Source organism: Xanthovirga aplysinae (assembly GCF_009711365.1).
Taxonomy (GTDB): Bacteria; Bacteroidota; Bacteroidia; order Cytophagales; family Cyclobacteriaceae; genus Xanthovirga; species Xanthovirga aplysinae.
Map to the genome: position 1 here is coordinate 1 of NZ_SMMB01001192.1, position 10,780 is coordinate 10,780.

Annotated in this window: 8 protein-coding genes; 1 reads left to right on the forward strand and 7 read right to left on the reverse strand. The window is 36.8% G+C overall.

Annotated features, from left to right (window positions below; translation table 11 throughout):
- The first annotated feature begins 122 nt into the window (after positions 1-122).
- Entirely contained in the window at positions 123-1,187 is a 1,065-nt protein-coding gene (locus E1171_RS16240) for a glycosyltransferase family 4 protein (RefSeq protein WP_155207104.1), read from the forward strand.
- Between the two features lie 175 nt (positions 1,188-1,362).
- On the opposite strand, the gene atpC is transcribed toward E1171_RS16240, so the two are convergent.
- From atpC to E1171_RS16275, 7 genes are all read right to left on the reverse strand, one after another.
- On the reverse strand, positions 1,363-1,608 hold the full coding sequence (gene atpC, locus E1171_RS16245) for an ATP synthase F1 subunit epsilon (protein WP_155207105.1): 246 nt from the start codon (positions 1,606-1,608) through the stop codon (positions 1,363-1,365).
- A gap of 134 nt (positions 1,609-1,742) precedes the next feature.
- Positions 1,743-3,248, reverse strand: a complete 1,506-nt coding sequence (gene atpD / locus E1171_RS16250; RefSeq protein ID WP_155207106.1) for a F0F1 ATP synthase subunit beta — start codon at positions 3,246-3,248, stop codon at positions 1,743-1,745.
- Between the two features lie 116 nt (positions 3,249-3,364).
- Positions 3,365-4,576 (reverse strand): sensor histidine kinase, encoded by a 1,212-nt coding sequence (locus E1171_RS16255; RefSeq protein ID WP_155207107.1) that lies wholly within the window; start codon positions 4,574-4,576, stop codon positions 3,365-3,367.
- Between the two features lie 488 nt (positions 4,577-5,064).
- Complete coding sequence (locus tag E1171_RS16260; RefSeq protein WP_155207108.1) at positions 5,065-7,500, reverse strand: DUF5686 family protein; 2,436 nt, start codon at positions 7,498-7,500, stop codon at positions 5,065-5,067.
- Between the two features lie 166 nt (positions 7,501-7,666).
- The gene (locus E1171_RS16265; protein WP_155207109.1) at positions 7,667-8,998 is read right to left on the reverse strand and encodes an ABC transporter permease; all 1,332 of its coding nucleotides are present in this window, start codon (positions 8,996-8,998) and stop codon (positions 7,667-7,669) included.
- Positions 8,999-9,010: 12 nt separating this feature from the next.
- The gene (locus E1171_RS16270) at positions 9,011-9,574 is read right to left on the reverse strand and encodes a hypothetical protein (protein WP_155207110.1); all 564 of its coding nucleotides are present in this window, start codon (positions 9,572-9,574) and stop codon (positions 9,011-9,013) included.
- A gap of 13 nt (positions 9,575-9,587) precedes the next feature.
- On the reverse strand, positions 9,588-10,502 hold the full coding sequence (locus E1171_RS16275; protein ID WP_155207111.1) for an ABC transporter ATP-binding protein: 915 nt from the start codon (positions 10,500-10,502) through the stop codon (positions 9,588-9,590).
- Positions 10,503-10,780 lie beyond the last annotated feature (278 nt).

Consider the following 10,780-nt stretch of genomic DNA (forward strand, 5'->3'; position numbering starts at 1 on the left):
ATTTTTCATCATTATTTATCTACTTTTCTTAAAAAATGAATTTTAAAATAATTCCTAATAAAACTTACCAATTAATTCCTTTATTTTTACCGTGGAAATTATCATTTTTTGTAAACTTACAAATGAAAATACTTTTTTTAGTCCCTTACCCTTCAGAACAAGCACCTTCGCAACGTTTTCGCTATGAACAGTATTTAGAGGTTTTAGAAGCCTCTGGCCACTCTTATCACATTGCTAGTTTTCTTAATAATAAAACTTGGAGTATACTTTACAAAAAGGGGTATAATTTTCTAAAATTTACCGGAATACTGAAGGGATTTGGGAACAGGCTTCTCATGCTGTTTGGAATAAGGAATTATGACGTGGTATTTATCCACCGGGAAGCCAGCCCTATTGGTCCCCCTATTTTTGAATGGCTGATTGCTAAAGTCTTTCGAAAGAAAATCATTTATGATTTCGATGATGCCATTTGGTTATCTAATTCTTCCCAACAAAATAAGCTTGCCGCAAAACTAAAATGGCATAAAAAAGTGGATAAGATTTGTAAATGGAGCTATAAAATAAGTGTGGGGAATGACTATCTGGGGGATTATGCAAGGCAATTCAATCCACAGGTCGTCTTTAATCCAACCACTATTGACACCGAAAATCTGCATAATCAAATCAAAAAGCAGGATGGAAAAAAAATAGTCATCGGGTGGACAGGAACCCATTCCACCATGGGCTACTTAAAGGTACTGGTTCCAATAATAAAGAAACTGGAAGGAAAATATGATTTTGAATTCTCGGTGATTTCAAATCAAAAACCAGACTTACCCCTAAAATCCCTCACCTACAAACCCTGGAATAAATTAACGGAAATCGATGACCTGCTCCATTTTAATATTGGCGTAATGCCGCTTACCGATGATAAATGGGCAAAGGGAAAATGTGGATTCAAAGCTTTGCAGTACATGGCATTGGGAATTCCAGCAATAGCCTCTCCTGTTGGGGTAAATACCACTATCATTTCTCATGGAATTGATGGGTATCTTTGCAAAAACAAAGAGGAGTGGTATCTAGCCTTGGAAAAACTCATTAAAGATGAGCAATTAAGGATTAAAGTGGGGAAAAATAGTAGGAAAAAGGTGGTTGAACATTATTCTATTTTATCTAATAAGAATAATTTTTTGAGATTATTTGACTGAAAGTAAAAGGTTAATAGATCCCTTATTTTCCTCCCTAAGATTTTGTAAGAATCATATCTCAGAATCAAGCAATTATAAGATCATTGAAGACTGAGAAAGTTGTGAAGTAGGAAGAAGGCACAAAAAAACCTCTCCAAGGAGAGGTTTAAAACAATATCATTTAAAAGAATATATCTTAGGCTTGAGCAGATTCGGCCAGCACAATAATTTTATTATGTAGCACTTCTACTACACCACCATCTACCAGCAGTTCTTTTACTTCATCCCCATCTTTGTACGTCACTAACCCTTTTCCTAAAGGAGAAATCAATGGGGCGTGATCGTTCAATACCTGGAATTCACCTTTGCTTCCTGGGAATTTAGCGGAATCTACTTCTCCCTCAAAGACTTTTTTTTCTGGCGTTATGATTTCTAAAAACATGCGTTTTTTCATTTTGACAAGATAAAAGACAGAAGAGGAATCTCCCATCTTTCACCTTTTATTTTATCAATCAAGCCGATTAAATCCAACAGTGAAGTAAATCCACTACTGGTAAAACCATTCAGGCTTTTCAATTACTTGGCTTCTGCCAGTAGTTTTTCTCCTTTAGCTATTGCCTCTTCAATAGATCCTACAAGGTTGAAGGCTGCCTCAGGAAGGTGATCGTGCTTACCATCCATGATCTCATTAAAACCTCGGATAGTATCTTTGATATCTACCAACACTCCTTCTAAACCAGTGAACTGTTCAGCAACGTGGAATGGCTGTGACAAGAATCTCTGTACCCTTCTGGCACGGTGAACGACTTGCTTATCTTCTTCAGAAAGCTCGTCCATACCTAAGATAGCAATAATATCTTGCAATTCGTTGTATCGCTGTAACAACTCTTTTACTCGTTGAGCAGTACCATAGTGCTCCTCTCCCAATACATCGGGAGAAAGAATTCTTGAAGTAGAATCTAGAGGATCCACGGCAGGATAAATTCCTAATTCGGCAATTTTTCGTGACAATACCGTTGTGGCATCCAAGTGGGCAAAAGTTGTTGCCGGAGCAGGATCAGTCAAGTCATCGGCAGGTACATAAACAGCTTGCACCGATGTAATGGAACCTTTCTTAGTAGAAGTAATTCGCTCCTGCATGGCTCCCATTTCCGTTGCCAACGTTGGCTGGTAACCTACTGCTGAAGGCATACGACCTAAAAGGGCAGATACCTCAGATCCAGCCTGTGTAAATCGGAATATATTATCGATAAAGAAAAGAATATCTTTCCCTTGTTCTTCTTCTCCACCATCACGGAAGTACTCGGCAACGGCCAATCCGGAAAGTGCTACACGAGCACGTGCCCCTGGAGGCTCGTTCATCTGACCAAATACTAAAGTAGCTTGAGATTTGCCTAAATCCTCTTCATCCACTTTGCTAAGGTCCCATCCGCCTTCTTCCATATCCTTTTCGAAAGCTTCACCGTATTTGATTACTCCGGATTCAATCATCTCACGTAAAAGGTCGTTTCCTTCACGTGTTCGCTCTCCTACACCAGCAAATACTGACAGTCCTGAGTAAGCTTTGGCAATGTTATTGATCAACTCCATGATCAATACGGTTTTACCTACACCGGCACCACCAAACAGACCAATTTTACCTCCTTTTACATAAGGTTCCAATAAGTCAATTACCTTGATACCCGTGTACAGTACTTCAGTAGAAGTAGACAGCTCATCAAAATGTGGAGCTTCCTGGTGGATGGCACGTCTTTTATCTCCTTTCGGTTGTTTAATACCATCAATTGCTTCTCCAACCACGTTGAAAAGACGTCCTTTGATATCGTCTCCAACAGGCATTGAAATAGGAGCTCCAGTATCCACAACATCCGCACCTCTTACCAATCCTTCGGTAGAGTCCATTGCAATGGTTCTTACTCTGTCCTCTCCAAGGTGCTTTTGGCACTCCAGAATGACTTTCTGGCCGTTTTCTTTCGTAACCTCTAAAGCATCGAAGATCTTCGGTAATGTAGCGCCTTCTGTGTCAAAACTTACGTCGACAACAGGACCAATTACCTGGGTAATCTTGCCAATATTTGCCATTTTAAAATATTTTGTGATAGGTTATCAGCGTATTAATTTTTCAGACTGCAAAACTAACTGATAAATTGTTTATTGCAAAAATATGCTACAAAAATTCCTTTTTTCCATGCCTACCATCAGGGGCTCAAAATAATACGAAAAGTAGTCCCAATATTGAGATCTGAGGATTTTACCATAATTTTTCCCCTATGATAATTTTCTACTATTCTTTTTACTAAAGTAAGACCAAGTCCCCACCCCCTTTTTTTAGTGGTAAAGCCAGGTTGAAACACCTGCTTGAAACTGGATTTTGGTAAACCAGACCCCGTATCACTTACATCGATAATTACCTTTTTGTCCGGACTTCTCTGTAAATTTATATCAATTCTTCCATTACCTTTCATTGCATCAACAGCATTTTTACAAAGGTTTTCTATTACCCAATCAAAAAGAGGCTTATTGATGGAGGCAAAAATTGGGTCCTGTTCTGCATGCAGTGTAATTTTCACTTTTGAAGATAACCTTTTTTCCAAGTAGGCAATCGTACTACTAATTACCTCATTCATATTTTCCTCCACTAAAACCGGTACCGAACCAATATTTGAAAAACGAGAGGTAATCATTTCCAATTTATGAATATCCTTGTTCAACTCCTCAATTACAGAAGGATCCATATTGGGATCCATTTTCAAATATTCTATCCAAGCCATAAGGCTAGACAATGGTGTTCCCAATTGGTGAGCAGTTTCTTTTGCTAGTCCAGCCCAAACCCTGTTTTGCTCTGCTGTTTTAGAGTAACTAAAAGCCAAATAAACTAAAGCGGCAAAAACCCCAATTACGGATAATTGAACATATGGATAATATTGAAGCCTGGTCAACATCACGGAGTTTTTATAGTAGATGTATTGATAAACCTCAAAAGGATCATCCGGACCATTCACTGTAACCTTTATGGGCTCGTGTTCTTCCTTCATCTCCTGCAACTCCCTCTTCAATTTTTTTTGTTTCTCTTCCCCTTCCGGCATTTGCTCTATTTTACCCAGGTTTCTCATGGCAATAGGATTTCCTTCGCTATCAGCCCAGATTAATGGAATAGTATAATTTTGCACAATTAATTCCTGAAAAGGGTCATTGCTAATCTCAGCCCCCCCCTGAACAATTGATTCCATTGCTTTGGCGAACAAATTAACAAAACGTTGTTCACTGACTTTCAACTCTTTCACCAAATCATTGGTATAATAAACAGAAGCTAAACCTATGATCATCGAAATAACAAGAATTAAAACCTTTAATCGAGAACGATGCTTATAAATGGTATTTTGTTGTGTCTCTCGGTTTGATTGCTTCATAAAAAATTTTGAAGGACCTTTTTTTAGTTAATAGTTAAAAGTGAATAGTTAATAGTGATTCTGGATATTTTTTTAGCATCTTTACCCTGTCCTAAGAAACCGTGATTTAATTTGAGAAAAATCAAAATTAAGATCATTTTTCAAAACAAATGGTTGGTTAGCTACCCCACATTTAAAGTCTTTTCTTCCTTTTTAATGAGAAAAAGGAATATTATGTCTTTTTCTTTCCTTTTGAAGAATATCTCTACAGGCGCCAATTAATTGTAATTATGCTTAATGACAAATTTATCTAAATCTCACCTTACAGCTTTCCTAATTTTAGAACTCCTAAAGATATGCAAAAATTATAGTTGAATACTTAAAGAAGTGATTTAACCCATAGGGACAGTCACAATAGTTCCTAAAATAAATTACCCGAACCAGCACACGTATTATGGAGAAGACAAAAAAATTCAATGGAACCAATCCAGGCAATTATTTATTTAGAACTAGAAACCTATATTAAAAGTCAATTTATAGACCATATTCTCCGAAAATTCATCATGAGCGTATTCCCCATAACGGAAATAAGCCCCTCCTCCCAGACCAAAATAAAACATATTCATATATTTAAGGCGAATAAGGTTATTTAATAATAAGCCACTTTCAAAATAACCCTTTTCCATATCTCTAAGCAGAGGAAGATCATGCAATTCTTTATGTTTTAATGTACCATACCCTATATTTTGTGCAAAGATCAATTCAGGACGGAAGTACTTTGCCCGATGAATTAAACGCCCAAAATTATGCTGCAAAAAAACATTTAGGTATTCACTATTGGTAAACTCATACAAATCCATGGTTTGAAAGCTATTGTCCAAAAGGAAAATATTATCCCTTCCTCCTCCCATTCCTCCATATAATCGGGAATAAGGAACATGTCCAGATATCCAACCTCCAAAAATGCCTAACTTTGATTTCCCAAGCCCTCTTAAAGGAAAAGCATGCTGAAAGCTAAAATCAACTTTCCAATAATCCCAATCCCCATTAAGCAATTGAGGCATACCTTTTGTCAATTGCAAATTGACCATTGGACTTTTGAAACCATAAAGCAATTGCTTTTGACCTAGTTCCAAGAGCTTTTCACCTCTTCGATAGCTAATTCCCAACTTAAATTCTGTAAAATAAAAACTGTTCCCTTTTGAGAATTCCTCGGAATCATATGTGTAGGTGTAGGTCGGGTTTTCTTTACTTTGGGAAGCTAAAAAAAACAAATTAACGGGTAGTGAGAAAGGTCTGATATTTGTGATGAGTGTAAACCTGGAAACACTATCCACCTTATTTCTGATAATATTTCGAAGAGACTGATTAATGGAGTAATATTGGTTCCCCACAGGTCTTCCACCAATTTCCTTTAACTCCTGTTCATATGACAGAGTTGTATAAAAATTCAATCTTCTATTCCAATCAAGGCGTAAATTACTCCCAAATTTCCAGGCTTCGTCTTTTAAGCCATAGCGACCATAAGCAGAGAGTGTAAATGGTTTTAAAAATGTTTCTTTTGTTTGCAAGCCCATTCCCGGAGCGAAACCTTCATAGGCGTTGGTAGTTAATAATCGATCCAACATCACTTCCAACTTACTGACTCCCAATCGTTGTGTTTGAAAAGCCGTTGCCAGCTTCATAATACGATCCAGATTATATTTTTCGCCAATGGAATCTAAATAGAAGTAGGTATTTAATTCTTTCGCATCTAAACTATCCTGACGATTGTTTTGCCAAAATTCCCTTTCCTGTTTCCCTGCCTGATCCGAAATGCTTAATGTAGTCTGACTAAAATCTTTGGCTGTTAAAGGAGGGGAAAGATCAATGTCGTAAAAGAAGTTTTTCCCACTATAATTCACCCTCTGCGGAATTGACGGGAGTCCTAAACGAATATTAAAATTAAACTGGGTTGGAAACCACTTATTTTGTATGAATTCATATTGCTGTTCAATTTTCATGGTGCCCAGACTGTTTGGGTCAAAGGTCTCTGCAATCACATTCTGAATAGCATAATTATTGGAACTAACATACAAGAGGCCTTTCAACCCATAAAAACCCTTAGAAGCTTTGGGCTCAAAGGAAATGATATAGGTGGTATCAGTAGCGTTAACCAGGCTATCTTCCAAAACAAACTCGTATCGTTTAGTACTTCCCTTACTAACAGGATTCAAATAGCGATTTTCCATTAATGGGATAAAATCCCTATAAAAACCAAAGGGTTGGAAATCGGTAGCTACAGCCGTCAACCAGGGATCTTTATAACCGGAAACTCGAGAAGCCAAAATCTCTTCATAATTATTGGAAGGATATAAAAACTTCTTTTGAGTAATCGATTCGGAGAAAAACAAATATTTATCCTCAAACATACTATTGAGCCTGAGGGCCGCACTATCTTTCTTTCGAACTCTTTTTTTAGTCAACAATAGACTATCCAGATCCTCTGACTTCTCAAGACTTATCTGAATTTTATTGTAGGATTTGTACTGGTAGGCCGCATATTTTGTGGGATCATTCTTTTTTTTATTTTCTACGACTTTTCTAATAATGCGGTGAGCGGGATTCTCTCCGGCAAAAACAAAAATCGCATCGAGTTTTGTGGTAGATTCCTTTAAACTGACCTCATAAAAATATTTTCCATTTTCAATTTCTACATATTTTTTTTCATACCCCACAAAAGAAAAAAGCATTCGGTCACCAACATCTGCCTTTATTTCAAATTCCCCTTCCACATTAGAGAGCGCTTTCCCGAACGCCTGCTCTAATTGTATATGCACAAAGGGTAAGGGTTCTCCAGTTTTCTCATCCAACACAACCCCTTTAATCCTTTGATTTTGAGCAATTAATGGTTGATAAAAAATAATAGAAATCAGGATTATCAGGAAGGAATGATTGAATTTCATGTAGACTTATTGGGAAGGTTATTGGATTTTCACAAAAAATAAGAAAAAGCTCAACAGTTTACTTTATGGAGGAGATATGGTTCAGGTGAAACACCTGAACCATTTTTAAAGAAAGTTCGCTGAAATAAAAAACCCATCTAACCAGGAAGTTTGCTTGACCCCCTTTCTAGTTCTTCATCAGAAACCACTTTGCCAATACCTTGTAATTGACCTTCGTGCCATGCATTAAAATGCCCACTCGATAAATTCGACCTGCCACCCAGGTGGTAAAACCAAACCCAAGAACAAGAGAAAGCATTGAAAGTGCAATTTGCCAATCCGCTACCCCAAATGGAATCCTCATCATCATTACCACAGGAGATGTAAATGGAATGTATGATAAAACGGTTGCCAAAGTTCCATCAGGCTCTCTTAAAACAGCTGTAAGCATGATAATAGAAAATATTAAAGGTATGGTGATGGGAAACATAAATTGTTGGGAATCAGCTACGGAGTCTACGGCCGAACCAACTGCTGCAAATAAAGCAGCATATAATAAATATCCCCCTAAAAAGAAAAAGAAGAAACAAAAAGCCACCTTAGCCAAATTTACGCTTTCCAAAGTATCAAAGGCCTTTTGCATGATTTTAGCAGCTGAATTAGATATATTTTTATTCCCTTCTGGTCCGGCCTGGGCAAGTACTTCAGTTGTAGGCGCTAATTCCAATTCTTTTACCTGGTTTCCCCCTAAATAGGTAGAAATTCCTGTTGTAATTCCACCTGTGAGAATAGCCCACAATAAAAATTGGGTTAGACCAACGGCTGCAATACCAAACACCTTGCCAGCCATCAACTGAAAAGGCTTTACGGAAGAAATGATTACTTCTACAATCCGGCTAGATTTCTCCTCTATAACGCCATGCATCACCTGAGCACCATACAAAAATATAAACATATACATCAGGAAGGCCCCTATGTACCCTACTGCAGTTGCCAGACCCGCACTACTTTTTTTCTCTCCCTCAGCACTCATGTTTATCGTTTCAATAGAAACCTTTGTTTTTAACTGGTCAATGGTTTCCTGATCAAGATTGGACCGTTTTAGCTTCATGGCCTCAATTTGGGAACGTAAAGTCCCCTTAATGTTTCCTACCACTTCCAGGCTAGGGCTTCCTTCAGAGTAATAGGTTATTCCTTGAGGATCATCAATATTAATAGGTGGAATATACAATAGACTATAATCTTTTTTACCGGATACCTTTTCCTTGGCCATTTCTAGTTTTTGCGAAATAAACTCAAAATGAATATTAGATTTATCCTGCAATTTCCCAGTAAACAAACCACTGTCGTCAATTACTTCTACCAGGTATTCTTTATCGCTATCTCTAGTAGCCAACCAGCCTGGCACCACCGTAAACCCTGCAAAGAGAAGAGGGCCTAAAAAGGTCATGATGATAAATGATTTTTTTCGAACCCGGCTAAGGTATTCCCTACTAATTATTAGTAATATTTTATTCATGGTAAGTTCAAGTTATTTAAAGATAAATCGTAATAAGCCCTCCAAATAAAAGTCAAATTTAAAAATCCGCAGATCTTTCATATTAAGGCAATCCATAAAATCCGATTGAGCCATTTCTTCATCTGTTTCCTCCCAAACCATCTGTGAAAAAGAACCTTCTTTATTTTGCGATTTCCTCCTCCTTGATTCATTTTCCAATAAATTAGGTTTTGTTTGAACCTTATCAGAAAAAGCACTTGAAGTTTCTGTGTAGGCCAAATGATTGTCTGCATCAATTTCATTTTCAAAAAAAGAATACATGTTCTTTTCTACTCCCAATTCCTCAAGAAACCACCTATAGTTTAAATGTGTATCTGCCAACTTTTTAAATTTCTCTACCTCTTTTGAAATAAAGGGTACAGCTTGCAAAGGATGAAAGGTTGTTATTTTCCCAATTCGCTCTGGAGTACTAGATGAATGACTGTCTAAAATCACCATATAACACAGTGGAACCAGCAGGATTCCGAATACCAAAGGACTCAATAAGCTTCTATATTTTTTGAATTTAGCTTTAAGCAAAAGAAAATAGCTTTTCATTTGATCAAATCTTTTAAACATGAGTTTCAGATTCAACGGTTTGAATAAATATCTCATTTATATCAGGTACTTTCTCATTAAAAGCGGTGACCTCTACCCTTCCAATTAGTTCTTGTAGAAGACTATTTGGTGTACTTCCATTATTGATTTTTAAAGTGGAAGTAAAATGATCTTCTTCCAAAGGACTGCTACCCAAAATGCTAAAATCATCACTGAGCTGCTCCAATTTACCCTGATGTTTTACAACAAAGGTTTGATTACGAAAGGATTCTTTTATTTCCTTCTTACTACCATCCAATATTTTTTGAGATTTATTTATCAATGCAATATGGTCACACAACTCTTCAACTGACTCCATACGGTGAGTTGAAAAAATAATAGTACTCCCTTTGTCACGTAGCCGAAGAATTTCTTCCTTTATCAAATTGGCATTGATGGGATCAAATCCAGAAAAAGGTTCATCCAAAATGATCAATTTGGGTTCATGTAACACCGTGGCAATAAACTGAATTTTTTGTTGCATTCCTTTTGAAAGGTCTTCCACATTTTTATTCCACCATTCGTAAATATTTAAACGCTTAAGCCAAAATTTGATTCTTTCTTTACTCTCCGAGGCAGAAAGACCCTTTAAACGGGACAAATACATTAACTGCTCCGCCACTTTCATTTTTTTATAAAGGCCCCTTTCTTCCGGCAAATACCCAATCCTTCCCACATGGACAGAGTTTAGCAACTCTCCATCAATAAATACCTCCCCACTATCGGCTTCAATAATTTGCGTTATTATTCGGATAAGAGTTGTTTTTCCTGCCCCATTTGGTCCCAATAATCCAAAAACAGACTGCTTAGGGACACTTAGACTTACTTCTTTCAGAGCCTGGTGAGCCGCATAACTCTTTGATAACCTATTAACTTTTAGAATATCCAATTTGGTTGTGTTTAAATTAAAAGAGATCAAATAATTGAGAATTACGAAATTCTATTTTGAATATCAAATTTATAACATTCATCCAATGTATAAATATATCATCAAAAGATTAGTATCCGAAATACCCGAATTGTTACAACAATTTTGATTTTTTTTATTGAAGCAAATGAAATTCTGCAGAAATCTTAGATTATGCGCCTTCAGCCAAATACAACCCAATGTTTATTTCTATGAAAAAAGTAATTTTATTAAGTGGACACCCCAAAAAATTGGACCTC

Coding starts and splice junctions, on each gene's coding strand:
- E1171_RS16260 (WP_155207108.1), bottom strand. CDS start 7,500: ATGAAATTCAATCATTCCTTCCTGATAATCCTGATTTCTATTATTTTT.
- atpD (WP_155207106.1), bottom strand. CDS start 3,248: ATGGCAAATATTGGCAAGATTACCCAGGTAATTGGTCCTGTTGTCGAC.
- atpC (WP_155207105.1), bottom strand. CDS start 1,608: ATGTTTTTAGAAATCATAACGCCAGAAAAAAAAGTCTTTGAGGGAGAA.
- E1171_RS16240 (WP_155207104.1), top strand. CDS start 123: ATGAAAATACTTTTTTTAGTCCCTTACCCTTCAGAACAAGCACCTTCG.
- E1171_RS16265 (WP_155207109.1), bottom strand. CDS start 8,998: ATGAATAAAATATTACTAATAATTAGTAGGGAATACCTTAGCCGGGTT.
- E1171_RS16270 (WP_155207110.1), bottom strand. CDS start 9,574: ATGAAAAGCTATTTTCTTTTGCTTAAAGCTAAATTCAAAAAATATAGA.
- E1171_RS16255 (WP_155207107.1), bottom strand. CDS start 4,576: ATGAAGCAATCAAACCGAGAGACACAACAAAATACCATTTATAAGCAT.